Below are 15,874 nucleotides of genomic sequence, written 5' to 3' on the forward strand. Positions count from 1 at the left end.
TGAGATGAGCATTTCACGGACATTACTGACGACGGCCACGGCGCTGGCGCTGATGGCGGGCGCGGCGCAGGCGGAAACCGTGCGCATCGCGCTGGTCGCCAAGGCGCTTGGCATCGGCTTCTTCGAGGCCGCCAACAAGGGCGCCGAGGAGGCCGCCGCCGAGCTGGGCGATGTGGAGATCATCTATACCGGCCCCACCGACACCACCGCCGAGGGCCAGATCGAGGTCATCAACAGCCTGATCGCGCAGCGCGTGGACGCCATCGCGGTCAGCGCCAATGACACCGACGCGCTGGTGCCGACGCTTCGCCGCGCGATGGATCGCGGCATCACGGTCATCAGCTGGGACAGCGGCGTGGCGCCCGAGGGGCGGGCGATGCACCTGAACCCGTCCTCGGCGCCGCTGATCGGCAACACGATCATCAAGCTGGCCGCCGACCACCTGCCCGATGGCGGTCAGGTCGCGGTGCTGTCGGCGACCACCACCTCGACCAACCAGAACATCTGGATCGAGGAGATGACCAAGGTGATGGGCGACTATCCCGGCATCGAGGTCGTGGCGACGGTCTATGGCGACGACCTGGCCGACAAGTCCTATCGCGAGGCGCAGGGGCTGATGCAGAGCCACCCCGACCTCAAGGCGATCATCGCGCCGACCAGCGTGGGGATCGTGGCGGCGGCGCAGGCCGTGACCGATGCGGGCAAGGTGGGCGAGGTCAATGTGACGGGCCTGGGCCTGCCGTCCGAGATGGCGGGGCATGTGAAATCGGGCGCCTCGGAAAGCTTCGCGATCTGGAATCCGATCGATCTGGGCTATTCCGCGACGATGATCGCGCATGCGCTGGCGACGGAAGGTGCGACCGCCGAACCCGGCGCCACCATCCCGATCGGGCGCATGGGCGAGGTCACGCTGGACGAGAACGGCGAGGCCGCGATGGCCGATCCCTTCACCTATGACGCCGGCAATATCGACGAATTCTCGTCGGTCTTCTGATTGTTTGCCCCCGGCCCCGGGCCGGGGGCGCTTTGCCCAAGGATCCCATCATGCAGCCAGACCCCGCATCGCGGGACGGCGCCGTGCTGTCGCTGCGCGGTATCGTCAAGACATTTCCCGGCGTGCGCGCGCTGGACGGCGTGCGGCTGGACCTGTTCCCCGGCCAGGTCACCGCGCTGATCGGCGAGAACGGCGCGGGCAAGTCGACCATCGTCAAGGTGCTGACCGGCATCCATCAGCCCGACGAGGGGCAGATCCTTGTCGCAGGCGAGCCCGTGCGCTTTCCCACCGCGCAGGCGGCGGGCGCGGCGGGCGTGACCGCCATCCATCAGGAGACGGTTCTGTTCGACGAGATGACGGTGGCCGAGAACATCTTCATCGGCCATGCGCCCCGCACCCGGTGGGGCCTGATCGACCGCCGCGCGATGCGGACCCGCGCGGCGGAGATCCTGCGCGGCATCGGGTCCGATCTGGACCCGGCCACGCGGCTGCGCGATCTGGGCATCGCCAGCAAGCATCTGGTGGCCATCGCCCGCGCCCTGTCGGTCGATGCCCGCGTGGTGATCATGGACGAGCCCACCGCCGCCCTGTCCCACAAGGAGATCGCGGAGCTGTACGAGCTGGTCGAAAAGCTCAAGGCCCAAGGCAAGGCGATCCTGTTCATCAGCCACAAGTTCGACGAGATCTTCCGCATCGCGGACCGCTGGACGGTCTTTCGCGACGGCGCCTTCGTGGGCGAGGGGGCGATGGGCGACGTGACCGAGGGGGATCTGGTGCAGATGATGGTCGGGCGCAGCGTCGACCAGATCTATCCCAAACGGCCCGCGCGGATCGGGCCTCCGGTGCTGACGGTCGCGGGATACTGCCATCCGACCGAATACGAGGACATCACCTTCACCCTGCATCAGGGCGAGATCCTCGGCTTCTACGGCCTCGTCGGCGCGGGCCGGTCCGAGGTGATGCAGGCCCTGTTCGGCATCAGCCAGCCCGCCAAGGGCGCCTGCCGGATCGCGGGCGACGTGAGGGTCATCCGGTCCACGGCGCAGGCGGTGCAGGCGGGCATCGTCTATGTCCCCGAGGATCGCGGGCGGCAGGGCGCGGTCAAGGGGCTGCCGATCTTTCAGAACGTCACGCTGCCCTCGCTGGCGCGGACCAGCCGGGGCGGCTTTTTGCGGCTGGCCGAGGAATTCGCGCTGGCCCGCGAGTATACGCAGCGGCTGGACCTGCGCGCGGCGAGCCTCGATCAGGACATCGGCCTGCTGTCGGGCGGCAACCAGCAGAAGGTGGTGATCGCCAAATGGCTGGCGACCCAGCCCCGCATCATCATCCTGGACGAGCCGACCAAGGGCATCGACATCGGATCGAAGGCCGCCGTCCATGACTTCATGTCGGAACTGGCGGCCCAGGGGCTGGCCGTCATCATGGTCAGCAGCGAGATCCCGGAAGTGCTGGGCATGTCCGACCGCATCATCGTCATGCGCGAGGGCCGCATCGCGGGCGAGTTCGCGGGCCCCGCCATGACCCCCGAGAACCTGATCCGCGCCGCCGTGGGCATCGAGAGGAGCGCCGCATGAGCCTGCTCAAATCGCGCGAGGTGGTGCTGGGCGGGGTGATCGTCCTGTTGCTGGCGGCCATCGCCAGCCGCTTTCCGGGCTTTGTGGCGCCCGCCAATCTAGGCCGCGTCTTCACCGACACCTCGCCCCTGATCCTGCTGGCGCTTGGGCAGATGGCGGTGATCCTGACGAAATGCATCGACTTGTCGGTGGCGGCCAATCTGGCGCTCTGCGGGATGGTCGCCGCGCTGATGGACGGAATGGGGGTGCCGATGCCGGTCATCCTGGGGACGGTCGTCGTGATGGGTGCGGGCCTTGGCGCGATCAACGGCGCGCTGGTCTGGGGCCTGGGCATCCCGTCCATCGTGGTGACGCTTGGGACCATGACCATCTATCGCGGCACGATCTTCCTGCTGACCGAGGGCGCGTGGATCAACGCGCATCAGATGAGCGACGCCTTCAAGGCCGTGCCGCGCCAGGTGATCCTGGGCCTGCCGGTCATGGCCTGGATCGCGGTGGCGGCGATCGCCGGGGTGGCGGTGCTGATGACGCGGACCGCGTTGGGGCGGGCCTTCTATGCGGTCGGCGGCAATCCCCATGCGGCGGTCTATACCGGCATCTCGGTCGGGCGCACGCAATTCGCGGCCTTCGTGCTGGCCGGCGCGCTGGCCGGGCTGACCGGCTATCTGTGGGTCGCGCGCTATGCGGTGGCCTATGTCGACATCGCGGGCGGGTTCGAGCTGGACGTGGTCGCCGCCTGCGTGATCGGCGGCATCGCCATCGCGGGGGGCGCGGGCACGGTGGCGGGCGCGGTCATGGGCGCGCTGTTTCTGGGCATCATCAAGAACGCGCTGCCGGTCGTGGGCATCTCGCCCTTCTGGCAGATGGCGATCTCGGGCGCGGCGATCCTGGCGGCCATCGCCTTCAACGCGCGCCGCCGGGATCCGGGGCGCATCATCCTGAAACGGGCGGAGGTGCGGGCATGACCCATTCCCCCCAACCCGGACGTGTGATCCCCGACCGCCTGACCAGCCCCGCGTCGCGCGCGCTGAAAAGCTGGGAGGCGCTGCTGGCCGTCGTGGCGGTGACGATCTTCCTGCTGAATGCCTGGGCCTCGCCCTATTTCCTCGACCCGTGGAACCTGTCGGACGCCACCTTCAACTTCACCGAGAAGGCGATGATCGCCTTTGCCATGGCGCTGCTGATCGTCTCCGGAGAGATCGACCTGTCGGTGGGCGCCATCGTCGCGCTGGCCTCGACCGCGATGGGCGTGGCGATGGGCATGGGCGCGCCGACCCCGGTGCTGGTCGCGGTGGGTCTGGCCACGGGGCTGGCCTGCGGGGCCTTCAACGGGGTGCTGGTCGCGCGCTTCGGACTGCCGTCCATCGTGGTGACCATCGGCACGATGAGCCTGTTTCGCGGCATCAGCTATATCGTGCTGGGCGACCGGGCCTTCACCGGCTATCCCGCCGGCTTCGCGTGGTTCGGGCAGGGATATGTCTTCTGGGTCGTCACGGTCGAGCTGGTGATCTTTGCGCTCTCGGCCATCGTCTTCGCCGTCCTGCTGCACCGAACCAGCTTCGGCCGCACCGTCTATGCCATCGGCAACAACGCCACCGCCGCGCGGTTCTCGGGCATCCGGGTGGACCGGGTCAGGTTCATCCTGTTCCTGCTGACCGGGCTGATGAGCGGGATCGCGGCGGTCTGCCTGACCTCTCGATTGGGCTCCACCCGCCCCTCCATCGCGGCGGGGTTCGAGCTGGAGGTGGTGACCATCGTGGTCCTGGGCGGGGTCAGCATCCTCGGCGGATCGGGAACGATCCCCGGCGTGGTGCTGGCGGCCTTCGTGCTGGGGCTGGTGACCTTCGGGCTGGGTCTGCTGAACGTGCCGGGCATCGTGATGTCCATCGTGGTGGGCCTGCTGCTGATCGGGGTCATCGCCGTGCCCCGCCTGATTTCGAAACTGAGGACATGATGCAGAAACACGCCTTTCGCATGCAGCTGAACCTAGGGGCGGCGGACGAATACCGCCGCCGCCATGACGCGATCTGGCCCGAGCTGGCCGCCCTGCTGCACGAGGCGGGTGTGCGGGATTACTCGATCCATCTGGACGAGGAGAGCCACGCGCTGTTCGCCGTCATGTGGCGGGCCGAGGATCACGGCATGGATGCGCTGCCCGATCACCCGGTGATGCGGCGCTGGTGGGCGCATATGGCGGACTTGATGGCGACCAACCCGGACGGATCGCCGGTGGCCGTGCCACTGGTGGCGATGTTCCACCTGCCATGACCCATGTGGCCGTCATCGATATCGGCAAGACCAATGCCAAGCTCGCGCTGGTCGATGGCGCGACCCTGTCCGAGATCGCGGTCGTCACCCGCCCCAACCTGTCCCTGCCCGGTCCTCCTTGGCCGCATGTGGATCTGGAGGGGCATTGGGAGTTCTTCCTGACCCATCTGGCGGCGTTTCAGGCAGCGCATGGGGTGGATGCGATATCGGTCACCACGCATGGCGCGGCGGCGGTGCTGCTGGACGGGCAGGGCGGGCTGGCCGCGCCGATGCTGGATTACGAACATGACGGCCCCGAGGGGATGCCCGATTACGACGCCCTGCGCCCGGCCTTCGCGGTGACCGGATCGCCGCGCCTGCCCCTGGGGCTGAACCTCGGCGCGCAGCTGCACTGGCTGATGGCGCAGCCGGGGGTGGCGGACCGGGTGGCCCATGTGGTGACCTATCCGCAATACTGGGGCTGGCGGCTGACCGGGGCGCTGGCCAGCGACGTGACCTCGCTTGGCTGCCACACCGACCTGTGGGACCCGTGGCAGGGGCGGTTCTCGCCGCTGGTCGCGGCGCTTGGCTTGGCGGGGCGCATCGCGCCCGCGCGGCGGTCGGATGCGGTGCTGGGCGGGCTGACGGCGGCGGTCGCGGCGGCCACCGGCATTCCGGCGGGCACGCCGGTCGCGGTGGGCATCCATGACAGCAACGCATCGCTGATGCCCTATCTGCGGGGGCGGCAGGGGGCGTTCTCGGTCGTGTCCACGGGCACCTGGGTGGTGGCGATGGCGATGGGGGGCGGGGACGCAGCGTTGGACCCGGCGCGCGACGTGCTGGTCAACGTGAACGCGATGGGACGGCCCGTGCCCTCGGCCCGCTTCATGGGCGGGCGCGAGTTCGAGCTGGTCCGGGCGGGATGCGACGCGGTGCCGTCGATGGATGACCGCCGCGCGGTGCTGACGGCGGGGGCGATGATCCTGCCCTCGGTGCAGCCCGGATCGGGGCCGTTTCCGGACCGTGCGACGGGCTGGACGGCGCCACCCGCGACGGATGGACAGAGGATGGCGGCGCTGTCGTGGTATCTGGCGCTGATGACGCAGACCTGCCTGGACCTGATCGCCGCAGACGGCCCCGCGATCATTGAGGGACCCTTCGCCCGCAATCCCGACTTCCTCGACATGCTGGCCGCCCTGCGCCCCGGGGGCGTCGAGGTTGCGGCCTCGGCCACCGGCACCAGCGTGGGGGCGGCGCTGCTGTGCCTGCCTGACGCGCAGCCGCCCGCGACGCGGAGCCATGCCGCGCCGGGTCATACGCAAGCTCTGCGCGCCTATGCCGAGGCCTGGCAGGCCCGTACGGCCCGCCCTGAATGTCAGCTGTAGCCGAGCGCCGCCGAGGCGCCGGCCCCGGCCTGCAGCAGCAGGGCGGCGTATTCCGCCTTGCGCGTCTCGTCGAAGCGGACCAGCGGAAAGGCGATGCTGATCGCCGCCACCGACCGGCCCGCATGGTCCATCACCGGCACCGCCATGCAGCGCACCCCGGCCTCGCTTTCCTCGATCTCCTCGGCATAGCCGCGTGCGCGGGTGGCGGCCAGCTCGCGCCGCAGGGCGCCCGGATCGGTGATCGTGCGGGGTGCCAGCTTCTTCAGGTCCATCAGGGCCAGCCGCTCCTCGATCTCGGACGGATCGCGGAAGGCCAGCAGCGCCTTGCCGAGCGAGGTCGAATGCAGCGGGTTGCGCTTGCCCAACGTGGACTGCATCGACAGCCCATAGGCGCTGTCGTACTTGTGGATATAGGCGACGCGCTGGTCGATGTCGTCCATCACGCCCAGATTGATGGATTCGCCCGTGGCGCGCGACAGGCGCCCCATCTCGCGGTCGCAGGAGCGCAGCAGATCCTCCTGCCCGCGCAGCACGCGGGCGCCCAGGCCGAACAGCTTCAGCGTCAGGCCGTATTTCTCGGTCTCGGGCTCCTGCTCGACATAGCCCAGATCGACCATGGTCTGCAGCAGCCGATGCGCGGTGGTCTTGGACGTCATCGCCCGCTGCGCGATCTCGGCCAGGGGCGCGCGACGCGCCTCGGCCAGCGATTCGAGGACGGCGAAGACCTTGAGAACGGCGGCGGCATTCTCGGTCCTGGGGGGTGTCGGTGCCATGATGCCATTCCTGAAAATTCGGAACCTTATTCTGAAAAGCATTCAGTCATCTGTCAAGGGGCGGTATGAAGCCAGTGGTTGCTGGCTTGACCGGTCTTCTCCGCCCATGTCAGAAATCTGTTGATTTCCGAAACAGGCTATGGTTCCTTGAATTCCGGAACGACGTTCCGAAAATATCGAAGGGAGACTCGACCATGCATCCGCTGCTGCGCCAGAAAGACCGCTTCATCTCGCGCGCCGAGGTCGGGGGCCTGATCGAGCGTCTGGCCGACAATCTGGTCAACATCACCGACGAGACGGGCGAGTTCCTGCTGCGGCTGGAGGATGGCCGCGTGATCGACACGAAGGGCTGGGCAGGCTGGGAATGGACCCATGGCATCGGGCTCTACGGGCTGCTGCAATACTGGCAGCTGACCGGCAGCGATCACGCGATGGGCATCATCCGCGACTGGTTCGACGCGCGGCTGGCCGAGGGCACGCCCACCAAGAACATCAACACCGTCGCGCCCTTCCTTACGCTGGCGCATCTGTACGAGCGCGACCGCAATCCGATGTGGCTGCCCTATCTGGATGCCTGGGCCGAATGGGTCATGCACGAGATGCCGCGCACCCGCGAGGGCGGCCTGCAGCACATCGTCTACAACAGCGTGAACGACCAGCAGCTGTGGGACGACACGCTGATGATGTCGGTCATGCCGCTGGCCAAGATCGGGCTGGTGCTGGACCGTCCGCAGTATGTGGACGAGGCCAAGTACCAGTTCCTGCTGCACGCGCAGTATCTGGCCGACACGTCCAGCGGACTGTGGTTCCACGGCTGGACCTTCGAGGGCGATCACAACTTCGCCCGCGCGCTCTGGGCGCGGGGCAACAGCTGGATCACCATCGTCATCCCGGAATTCATCGAGCTTCTGAACCTGCCCGAGGGCGACCCGACGCGCCGGCACCTGCTGTCGCTGTTCTCCCGGCAGGCCGCCGCGCTGAAGGCCACGCAGCATGACAGCGGGCTGTGGCATACGCTGCTGGATGACAAGGGCAGCTATCTGGAGACCTCGGCCACCGCCGGCTTCGCCTATGGGCTGCTCAAGGGCGTGCGCCGCCGCTATCTGCCCGCCGACTACGCGCCGGTGGCCGAGCGCGCCATCAGGGCGGTGATCGACAACATCTCGCCCGCGGGCGAATTGCAGAACGTGTCCTTCGGCACCGCCATGGGCCACGATCTGGACTATTACCGCCGGATTCCGCAGACCTCGATGCCCTATGGGCAGGCGATGGCGATGCTGGCGCTGGCCGAATATCTGCGCGGCTATATCTGACCGCGCCTGTCCTTGGAGGAGGAGACCCTGATGACCCGCATGATCCCGATGACCGCGCTGGCCGTGATGCTGACGACCGCCGCGCAGGCCGAGACGCTGCGTTTCGGCTATGCCCAGAACGCCACGCCCACCGTCGAGGCGATGCAGACTTTCGCCGATCTGGTCTCTGAGAAGACCGGCGGTGAGGTGACCGTGCAGTTCTTCCCCGACGGCCAGTTGGGCGGCGAGCGCGAGATGGTCGAGATGGTGCAGGGCGGCGCGCTGGACGTGACCAAGGTCTCGGGCGGGCTGCTGGAAAGCTTCGCGCCGGTCTATGGGGTGTTTCCGATGCCCTATCTGTTCGACGATCAGGACCATTTCTATGCGGTCATGGATGACGGCGCGATCATGGACCCGATCTATCGGTCGACCGCCGATCTGGGGTTCCTGGGGCTGACATACTACAATTCGGGGGCGCGGAATTTCTATACCTCGACCACGCCGGTCCAGTCGGTCGAGGATCTGGCCGGCCTCAAGATCCGCGTGCTGCAAAGCCCGACCGCGATCCGCATGACCGAACTGCTGGGCGCCACGCCGGTGGCGATGGGGCAGGCCGAGGTCTATACCTCGCTGCAGCAGGGCGTGCTGGACGGGGCCGAGAACAACGAGTTCGCCCTGACCATCGCGCGCCATGCCGAGGTCGCCAAGCATTACAGCTATGACGGGCATACCCGCATTCCCGACATCCTGCTGATCGGCACCGCCACGATGGACCGCCTGTCCGAGGCGCACCGCACCGCCGTGACCGAGGCCGCCGCCGAATCCACCGCCTTCCACAAGACCGTGTGGGACGCCGCCGTCGAGGCCGCCGCCACCGAGGCGCGCGAGCAGTTCGACGTGCAGTTCCACGAGCCCGACCTGGCGCCGTTCCGCGAGGCGGTGGCGCCGATGTATGACGAGCTGGACGAAGGCAATGCCGCCGTCGTGGACCAGATCCGCGCGGCCGGGGGGGCCTGATGGACCGGCTGCGGCGCGGGCTGGACCTTGCCTTGGGCAGCCTGTGCTGCGGCCTTCTGCTGGTGCTGGTGGCCGTCCTGGTCTGGCAGGTCTTCAGCCGCTATGCGCTGAACGCGCCCTCGTCGGTGACCGAGGAGATCCTGCGCTACGGGGTCATCTGGATGTCGCTGCTGGGGGCGGCCTATGCCACCGGGCGCGGCGCGCATATGAGCGTCGACATGCTGCGCGACCGGCTGGCCCCGCGCGGGCGGCTGCGGCTGGACGCGCTGGTCGCGGTGGCCTTCGTCGCCTTCGCGGGCATCGTGCTGATCTGGGGCGGCATGAAGGGCGTCAACATCGCCGCCCGGCAGACCAGCGCGGTGATGCGCATTCCGATGAGCTGGGTCTATCTGTCGCTGCCGGTCAGCGGCGGGCTGATGATCGCCTATGCGCTGCTGAACCTGGGCGATCTGATGCGGGGGCGGACCCGGCATCTGGACGCCGAGGCGCAGGCCGAGATGATGGGAGAATAGACCATGGCCGGACCCGCCAGCCTGATCCTGATCTCGGTCTTCGCGGTGCTGACCGCGCTTGGCATCCCCCTGGCGCTGTCGATCACGGCGGCGGCCATCGCGGCGGTGCTGCTGGTCCTGCCCTTCGACATGGCGCTGTTCACGGCGGCGCAGAAGATGCTGGCCAGCCTCGACAGCTTCACCCTGCTGGCGGTGCCCTTCTTCATCCTGTCGGGCGTCATCATGAATTCGGGCGGCATCGCCATCCGTCTGGTCGATTTCGCCAAGCTGATCGCGGGGCGCATCCCGGGATCGCTGGCCCAGACCAACATCGCGGGCAACATGCTGTTCGGCGCGATCTCGGGGTCGGCCATCGCGGCCTCCACCTCCATCGGCGGCGTCATGGTGCCCATGCAGAAGCGCGAGGGCTATGACCCGGGCTTCGCGGCCGCCGTCAATATCGCATCCGCGCCCACGGGGATGCTGATCCCGCCCTCGACCGCCTTCATCATCTATTCGCTGGTGGCGGGGGGCGCCTCGATCAGCGCGCTCTTCATGGGCGGGGCGGTGGCGGGGGCGCTGTGGGGGGTCGGCATGATGATCCTGACCGGGATCATCGCGCGGCGGCGCGGCTGGCCGGTGGCCCGGGGCATCAGCGCCCGAGAGGCTGTGGGCGTGGTGGGCCGCGCGATCCCCAGCCTGATGCTGATCGTGCTGATCATCGGCGGGATCATGGCGGGCATCGTCACGGCGGTCGAGGCCTCGGGCATCGCCGTCATCTATACCATGCTCCTGGCCTTCGTGATCCACCGGACCGTGCCCCTGCGCGCGCTGCCGGGCTTCCTGATCGAGACGGTGCAGATGACCGGGGCGATCATGCTGCTGCTGGCGGCCTCGGCCGCGCTCAGCTTCGCGATGGCCTTCACGGGGATCCCGGCGGCGGTCACCTCGATCATCCTGGCGATCTCCGAGGATCCGGTGATGGTCATGCTGATCATCAACCTGCTGCTGCTGGTGGTGGGCTGCTTCATGGACATGGGCCCGGCGATCCTGATCTTCACGCCGATCCTGCTGCCCATCGCGCAGAAGGTCGGATACGACCCGGTGCATTTCGGGGTCATCATGATCTTCAACCTGGCGATCGGCACGATCACGCCCCCGGTGGGGACGGGCCTCTTCGTGGGCGCGGGGGTGGCGAAGGTGAAGGTGGAAACCGCCGTCCGCGCGCTCGGGCCGTTCTACCTGCTGCTGCTGGCGACGCTGCTGGTGGTGACCTATGTGCCGGCGCTGACCATGTGGCTGCCCCGCCATTTCGGGCTGTGACGCAGCGGGACTGAACGCGCCGGTGTGAAACATAATCACGTCTTGCGGGTTGGGCGGGTCGAACATTGGATCGGCGGGCATCTGCGCGCCGTCCCCTGCGGTGCCCGGACGGGCGCCCGGAGCCGACCCTGCAGAAGGATGCATCCCCATGACAGATCATGACAACCAGGGCACCCGCCCCGCCGCCCGCCGCGACGGCACGCTGACCAACCGTCAGGGCCACACGGTCACCGACAACCAGTCGCAGCGCACCGTGGGCAGCCGCGGCCCCGCCACGCTGGAAAACTATCAGTTCCTGGAGAAGATCTCGCATTTCGACCGCGAGCGGATCCCCGAGCGGGTCGTTCATGCACGCGGCTTCGTCTGCTATGGCGAATTCGAGGCGACGGGCATGATCGGCGACGAGCCCGCCAGCACCTATACCCGTGCCAAGCTGTTCCAGACCAAGGGGACGAAGACGCCGCTGGCGATCCGCTTCTCGACCGTGATCGGCGGGCGCGATTCCTCGGAAACCGCCCGCGATCCGCGCGGCTTCGCGGTCAAGTTCTATACTGAGGACGGCAACTGGGATCTGGTGGGCAACAACCTGCCGGTGTTCTTCATCCGCGATGCGATCAAGTTTCCCGACGTGATCCATTCGCTCAAGCCCGATCCGGTCAGCTTCCGCCAGGAACCCAACCGCATCTTCGACTTCATGAGCCAGACGCCCGAGTCCATGCACATGCTGACGCATCTGTTCAGCCCGCGCGGCATCCCGGCCAGCTATCGCCACATGGAGGGGTTCGGCGTGAACACCTACAAGATGGTGAATGCGGCGGGCGATCCGGTGCTGGTCAAGTATCACTTCCACCCGCGCCAGGGCGTGGCCTGCCTGACCGGCGAGGAAGCCGCCAAGGTGCAGGGGCAGGACCTGGGCTCGGCCTCCAAGGACCTGTTCACCGCCATCGAGATGGGCAATTTCCCGCAATGGGACATGTTCGTGCAGGTGATGGACGATCACGACCATCCCGAGCTGGACTGGGATCCGCTGGACGACACCAAGATCTGGCCCGAGGACGATTTCCCGCTGCGTCATGTCGGCACGATGACGCTGAACCGCAACGTGCAGGACTTCTTCAACGAGAACGAGCAGATCGCCATGGGCACGGGCGTGCTGGTGGACGGTCTGGATTTTTCGGATGACAAGATGCTGGTGGGTCGGACGTTCTCGTACTCCGACACGCAGCGCCACCGGGTCGGCACGAACTATCTGCAGCTGCCGGTGAACCAGCCCAAGGGCGCGGCGGTGGCCACGAACCAGTCGGGCGGGCAGATGTCCTTCTATCGCGACTCGGCGCCGGGGCAGAACCCCTCGGTCAATTACGAGCCCTCGATCCATGACGGGCTGCGCGAGGGCGAACGGCTGCCCTCGAACAGCCCCGAGATCACCGGCCGCCTGACCCGCAGCGTCATCGAGCGCCGCAACGACTATGTGCAGGCGCGCGCCCGCTATTGCACGATGATGGACTGGGAGCGCGACGATCTGGTCAAGACCATGGGCGAGCTGCTGGCTCAATGCGAGGCCGATGTGCAGCAGCGCATGATCTGGCATTTCCTGATGGTCCATGACGATTACGGCACGCGCGTGGGCGAGGCGATCGGCCTGTCCGTCGCCGATGTCAGCGGCATGGCCCCGCTGGAGGGTCAGGTGCTGACCGACGAGGACCAGCGCCGGTTGCAGAAGCTGGGCGCCAATGGCGACCGGGTCGACGGCGCGCCTTGGGGCCAGTGGACCGGCTCGGTCGAGAACCGGGCGGCCAAGGCCGACGAGGTGCTGGCCGGATCGCTGCCCGAGACGCACAAGATCGCCGCGCAGTAAGCCGCGATCCTGTCGCACGGTCTTGGCGCCTGTCCCCGCAAGGGGGCAGGCGCCTTGCCATGCGGGAACATCACTGACGCAAGGCGGTTGACGATGCGCGGCACGGCGCCGCGCGGGGGACAGGCGCATGGGATCATGGAGCAACGGGTTGGCGGCGGGCACCTTGGGCGTCGCGCTTGGCGGGTTCTTCGACGGCATCCTGCTGCACCAGATCCTGCAATGGCATCATCTGCTGAGCCTCGTGCCCGGGATCGACGACCTGCGCGCCCAAGTGCTGTGGGACGGGTACTTCCACGCGGGCATGTATGGGCTGGCGCTGATCGGGCTGGTCGCCATCTGGCGGGGCCGGGCGCGGATCGGGCAGGACCCTCGGGCGCGGTTGTGGGCGCCGATCCTGATGGGCTTTGGCGCGTGGCATGTGCTGGACACGATCCTGTCGCATTGGGTGCTGGGGATCCACCGGGTCAAGCTGGACGCGACCTATCCGCTGGCCTGGGATCTGGGCTGGCTGGTGGCCTTCGGGCTGCTGCCGGTGTTGGCCGGGTGGGCGGTGGCTCGGCGCGGCGGGGGCGGCAACGGCAGGCTGCCCTCGGGGACCATGGCCGCGCTGGTCCTGCTGACCGGGGGCCTCGGGGCCTGGGGGCTGGTGCCGCCGCCGGGGATGCCGCTGACGGCGGTGGTCTTTCGCGCCGACGTGACCGAGGACCAGATGCAGGCGCGGCTGGCAGACGCCGGGGCCGAGGTCGTCTGGCAGGACGGCGCGGGCGGCATCGCCATCGTCGCGCTGCCCGGCGGGCAGGGCTGGCGGCTTTACCGCCAAGGCGCGCTGCTGGTCGCGGGATCGGGGCTGCCGGCGGGCTGCTTCAGTTGGACCGAGGCCTAGGCCGGGCCGCCCGTCTCGGCGATGTCCCAGTAGAGGCCGGTCATCGCGATCAGCGCCTGACGTAACAGGGGCATCAGCACATGCTCGTCCGGGGCGTGCTGGCTGCAGCCCGCATAGGAATGCGGCACCCAGAGGGTCGGCAGGCCCAGCACCTCGGCAAAGCAGTCATTGGGCAGCGAGCCGCCGAGGTTCGGCAGCAGATGCGGCGCCTCGCCGGTCGTGCGCTGCAGCGAGGCCGCGGCAAAGCGCACCCAGGGGTGGTCGGGGTCCAGACGGGTGGCGGGGAAGGAGCCGTTCTCGGGCGCGGTGATCGTCACGGCTTGGAAGCCATGCCGGTCCAGATGGCGGCGCAGAGCGGGCAGGATGTCGCCGGGATCGGTGCCCACCACGAAGCGCAGCTGGCAGGTCGCCCGCGCCCATCCGGCGATGGCATTCACCGGTGCCTCGGGGATGCCCGCGACCATCGCCAGCACCGCAAAGCTGTTCCAGCCGAAGACCCGCTCGGCCAGGCTCTGGTCCTCCTCGCCCCACTCGGCGTCCAGCGGGATGCCGGTATCGGGGTCGGGCAGGGCGGCCAGCACCTGCCGGATGCGCGGCGTCAGGCTGTCGGGGCGCCATTCGGGCACCGCGATCCGCCCGCGCCGGTCGGTGATCGAGGCCAGCGCATGGGCCAGGATGATCGCCGGATCGGCCAGCAGCCCGCCGAAATTGCCCGAATGGTTGGCGCCCTCGCGCAGGTCCACCCGCAGATCGAAGCTGGCCCCGCCGCGCGACCCGGTGAAGATCGTGGACCGCGCGGGCGACAGGCGCGGCCCGTCCGAGGCGATCAGCACATCCGCCGCCAGCCGGTCGCGCTGCGCCTCGCAGAAGGCCCGCAGGCCGGGCGAGCCGATTTCCTCGCCCGTCTCGATCAGGACCTTGGCGTTGAAGCCGAGGGCGCCCCGTTCGGCGATCACCGCGCCCATCGCGCGCAGGTTGATCAGGTGCTGCGCCTTGTTGTCGGCGCTGCCCCGGCCATAAAGGCGGTCGCCTTGGGCGGTCAGCACGAAGGGCTGCAGGCCCGGGCGCCAGCGATCCTCCTGCGCGCGCACCACGTCGCCATGGCCATAGGTCAGGACGGTGGGCAGGGCCGGATCCTCGATCCGTTCGGCCACCAGCAGGGGGCCCGCGCCGGGCACGGGATTGTCGAAGACCTGACAGGCAAAGCCCATCGCCTGCAGCATCGGCGTCATCGCCTCGGTCAGGTAGGCGCGCAGATGCGGGGCGCCGCGTGGGTCCTGGCTTTCGGTCGGGCGGGCGACCAAAGCCGCCAGATCGCTGCGGAACCCGCCCTGGTCGGCATAGGCGGCGATGCGGTCCAGGGCGGCGGCGCGGTCGGTCATGACAAGGTCCTCAGACGGTGGTGGCGCCAGACCTCGATCATCCAGCCCAGCATGACGGCGTTCAGGATGTGCCACATCGGGTGGGTGCCAAGCGGGAAGACCTGACACAGGGGCTGGTCCAGCGTGCGGAAGGTCAGCGAGACGACCAGCACCCCCGCCCCGATCGCCAGCCCCCGCGCGGTGGCGGGATCGCGGTGGCGCAGGATCAGCGCATAGATCGCGATCAGCAGCGGCACCGGCGCATAGCCCGCCGAGGACCCCAGGCCCGGCACCATCGAGAAGATCGGCACCGTCAGCGCCGCATAGGGCAGGAAGGCCAGTGTCACCAACCCCGCGACCCAAGGCCGGGCACCCAGGAAATCGCGCGTCGCGGCAAAGACATAGATCAGGATGAAGCCCAGGATCGGCAGCACGTCCATCAGCGAGGTCAGGCCGTTCGCATGGGTGTGAAACAGCCAGGACCCGATGCCGATGACGAACAGCACCCCGGCCAGCGCCCGGCCCATCGCCATGCCCGGCCCGCGCAGGCGGCGGGCCATGATCAGCGCGGCGATGAGGAAGGCGAGGTTGGTCAGCGCGTTGACCGGCTCGGACCAGTAGTCCGGGCCGGTGCGCTCGCAATAGGCGTCGATGGGGGCCAGCCAGTCCATCGCGT

The 15,874-nt window shown here is 68.4% G+C and carries 15 protein-coding genes; 12 read left to right on the top strand and 3 right to left on the bottom strand.

Going from position 1 to position 15,874, the window contains the following annotated elements; all coding sequences use genetic code 11:
• Positions 1–4: 4 nt before the first annotated feature.
• The 6 genes from rhaS to FA743_RS09115 are packed head-to-tail and all read left to right on the top strand — an operon-like array spanning position 5 to position 6,200.
• On the top strand, positions 5–994 hold the full coding sequence (rhaS, locus tag FA743_RS09090) for a rhamnose ABC transporter substrate-binding protein (RefSeq protein WP_136885797.1): 990 nt from the start codon (positions 5–7) through the stop codon (positions 992–994).
• A gap of 50 nt (positions 995–1,044) precedes the next feature.
• Complete coding sequence (locus FA743_RS09095) at positions 1,045–2,568, top strand: sugar ABC transporter ATP-binding protein (protein ID WP_136885798.1); 1,524 nt, start codon at positions 1,045–1,047, stop codon at positions 2,566–2,568.
• Positions 2,565–3,533: an ABC transporter permease gene (locus FA743_RS09100; protein ID WP_136885799.1), complete on the top strand. Its 969-nt coding sequence runs from the start codon at positions 2,565–2,567 to the stop codon at positions 3,531–3,533. The genes FA743_RS09095 and FA743_RS09100 overlap by 4 nt, the downstream gene beginning before the upstream one ends.
• On the top strand, positions 3,530–4,522 hold the full coding sequence (locus FA743_RS09105) for an ABC transporter permease (protein ID WP_136885800.1): 993 nt from the start codon (positions 3,530–3,532) through the stop codon (positions 4,520–4,522). The genes FA743_RS09100 and FA743_RS09105 overlap by 4 nt, the downstream gene beginning before the upstream one ends.
• Positions 4,522–4,836: an L-rhamnose mutarotase gene (locus FA743_RS09110; RefSeq protein ID WP_136885892.1), complete on the top strand. Its 315-nt coding sequence runs from the start codon at positions 4,522–4,524 to the stop codon at positions 4,834–4,836. The genes FA743_RS09105 and FA743_RS09110 overlap by 1 nt, the downstream gene beginning before the upstream one ends.
• On the top strand, positions 4,833–6,200 hold the full coding sequence (locus FA743_RS09115) for an FGGY-family carbohydrate kinase (RefSeq protein WP_136885801.1): 1,368 nt from the start codon (positions 4,833–4,835) through the stop codon (positions 6,198–6,200). Before FA743_RS09110 ends, FA743_RS09115 begins: the two co-directional genes overlap by 4 nt.
• Here FA743_RS09115 and kdgR read toward each other — a convergent pair.
• The gene (kdgR, locus tag FA743_RS09120; RefSeq protein WP_136885802.1) at positions 6,191–6,973 is read right to left on the bottom strand and encodes a DNA-binding transcriptional regulator KdgR; all 783 of its coding nucleotides are present in this window, start codon (positions 6,971–6,973) and stop codon (positions 6,191–6,193) included. The genes FA743_RS09115 and kdgR overlap by 10 nt on opposite strands.
• A gap of 194 nt (positions 6,974–7,167) precedes the next feature.
• Here kdgR and bglB point away from each other — a divergent pair, with 194 nt between their 5' ends.
• The 6 genes from bglB to FA743_RS09150 all read left to right on the top strand — a co-directional run bounded on the left by bglB (position 7,168) and on the right by FA743_RS09150 (position 13,837).
• Entirely contained in the window at positions 7,168–8,286 is a 1,119-nt protein-coding gene (gene bglB / locus FA743_RS09125; RefSeq protein WP_136885803.1) for a beta-galactosidase BglB, read from the top strand.
• Positions 8,287–8,316: 30 nt separating this feature from the next.
• Complete coding sequence (locus tag FA743_RS09130; protein WP_136885804.1) at positions 8,317–9,282, top strand: TRAP transporter substrate-binding protein; 966 nt, start codon at positions 8,317–8,319, stop codon at positions 9,280–9,282.
• Complete coding sequence (locus FA743_RS09135; RefSeq protein ID WP_136885805.1) at positions 9,282–9,794, top strand: TRAP transporter small permease; 513 nt, start codon at positions 9,282–9,284, stop codon at positions 9,792–9,794. The genes FA743_RS09130 and FA743_RS09135 overlap by 1 nt, the downstream gene beginning before the upstream one ends.
• 3 nt (positions 9,795–9,797) lie before the next feature.
• Entirely contained in the window at positions 9,798–11,096 is a 1,299-nt protein-coding gene (locus FA743_RS09140) for a TRAP transporter large permease (protein WP_136885806.1), read from the top strand.
• 148 nt (positions 11,097–11,244) lie between these two features.
• Positions 11,245–12,954, top strand: coding sequence for a catalase (locus FA743_RS09145; protein WP_136885807.1), 1,710 nt, complete (start codon positions 11,245–11,247; stop codon positions 12,952–12,954).
• Positions 12,955–13,081: 127 nt separating this feature from the next.
• Positions 13,082–13,837, top strand: coding sequence for a DUF2243 domain-containing protein (locus FA743_RS09150; RefSeq protein WP_136885808.1), 756 nt, complete (start codon positions 13,082–13,084; stop codon positions 13,835–13,837).
• Here the strand turns inward: FA743_RS09150 and FA743_RS09155 are convergent.
• Together FA743_RS09155 and FA743_RS09160 are read right to left on the bottom strand one after the other, a co-directional pair.
• Entirely contained in the window at positions 13,834–15,219 is a 1,386-nt protein-coding gene (locus FA743_RS09155) for a M20 family metallopeptidase (protein ID WP_136885809.1), read from the bottom strand. The two genes, FA743_RS09150 and FA743_RS09155, sit on opposite strands and share 4 nt — an antisense overlap.
• Positions 15,216–15,869 carry a ceramidase domain-containing protein gene (locus tag FA743_RS09160; protein ID WP_136885810.1) on the bottom strand — a complete coding sequence of 218 codons (654 nt, stop codon included), beginning with the start codon at positions 15,867–15,869 and terminating at the stop codon, positions 15,216–15,218. Before FA743_RS09160 ends, FA743_RS09155 begins: the two co-directional genes overlap by 4 nt.
• Positions 15,870–15,874: the final 5 nt, after the last annotated feature.

This window comes from Paracoccus gahaiensis, from assembly GCF_005048225.1.
Lineage (GTDB): Bacteria > Pseudomonadota > Alphaproteobacteria > Rhodobacterales > Rhodobacteraceae > Paracoccus > Paracoccus gahaiensis.

Bases quoted from the DNA above. Each gene is read 5' to 3' on its own strand.
- FA743_RS09110 (WP_136885892.1), top strand. From the start codon at position 4,522: ATGCAGAAACACGCCTTTCGCATGCAGCTGAACCTAGGGGCGGCGGAC.
- FA743_RS09105 (WP_136885800.1), top strand. From the start codon at position 3,530: ATGACCCATTCCCCCCAACCCGGACGTGTGATCCCCGACCGCCTGACC.
- rhaS (WP_136885797.1), top strand. From the start codon at position 5: ATGAGCATTTCACGGACATTACTGACGACGGCCACGGCGCTGGCGCTG.
- FA743_RS09115 (WP_136885801.1), top strand. From the start codon at position 4,833: ATGACCCATGTGGCCGTCATCGATATCGGCAAGACCAATGCCAAGCTC.
- FA743_RS09155 (WP_136885809.1), bottom strand. From the start codon at position 15,219: ATGACCGACCGCGCCGCCGCCCTGGACCGCATCGCCGCCTATGCCGAC.
- FA743_RS09130 (WP_136885804.1), top strand. From the start codon at position 8,317: ATGACCCGCATGATCCCGATGACCGCGCTGGCCGTGATGCTGACGACC.
- FA743_RS09160 (WP_136885810.1), bottom strand. From the start codon at position 15,869: ATGGACTGGCTGGCCCCCATCGACGCCTATTGCGAGCGCACCGGCCCG.
- FA743_RS09135 (WP_136885805.1), top strand. From the start codon at position 9,282: ATGGACCGGCTGCGGCGCGGGCTGGACCTTGCCTTGGGCAGCCTGTGC.
- FA743_RS09140 (WP_136885806.1), top strand. From the start codon at position 9,798: ATGGCCGGACCCGCCAGCCTGATCCTGATCTCGGTCTTCGCGGTGCTG.
- FA743_RS09150 (WP_136885808.1), top strand. From the start codon at position 13,082: ATGGGATCATGGAGCAACGGGTTGGCGGCGGGCACCTTGGGCGTCGCG.
- FA743_RS09145 (WP_136885807.1), top strand. From the start codon at position 11,245: ATGACAGATCATGACAACCAGGGCACCCGCCCCGCCGCCCGCCGCGAC.
- kdgR (WP_136885802.1), bottom strand. From the start codon at position 6,973: ATGGCACCGACACCCCCCAGGACCGAGAATGCCGCCGCCGTTCTCAAG.
- FA743_RS09100 (WP_136885799.1), top strand. From the start codon at position 2,565: ATGAGCCTGCTCAAATCGCGCGAGGTGGTGCTGGGCGGGGTGATCGTC.
- bglB (WP_136885803.1), top strand. From the start codon at position 7,168: ATGCATCCGCTGCTGCGCCAGAAAGACCGCTTCATCTCGCGCGCCGAG.
- FA743_RS09095 (WP_136885798.1), top strand. From the start codon at position 1,045: ATGCAGCCAGACCCCGCATCGCGGGACGGCGCCGTGCTGTCGCTGCGC.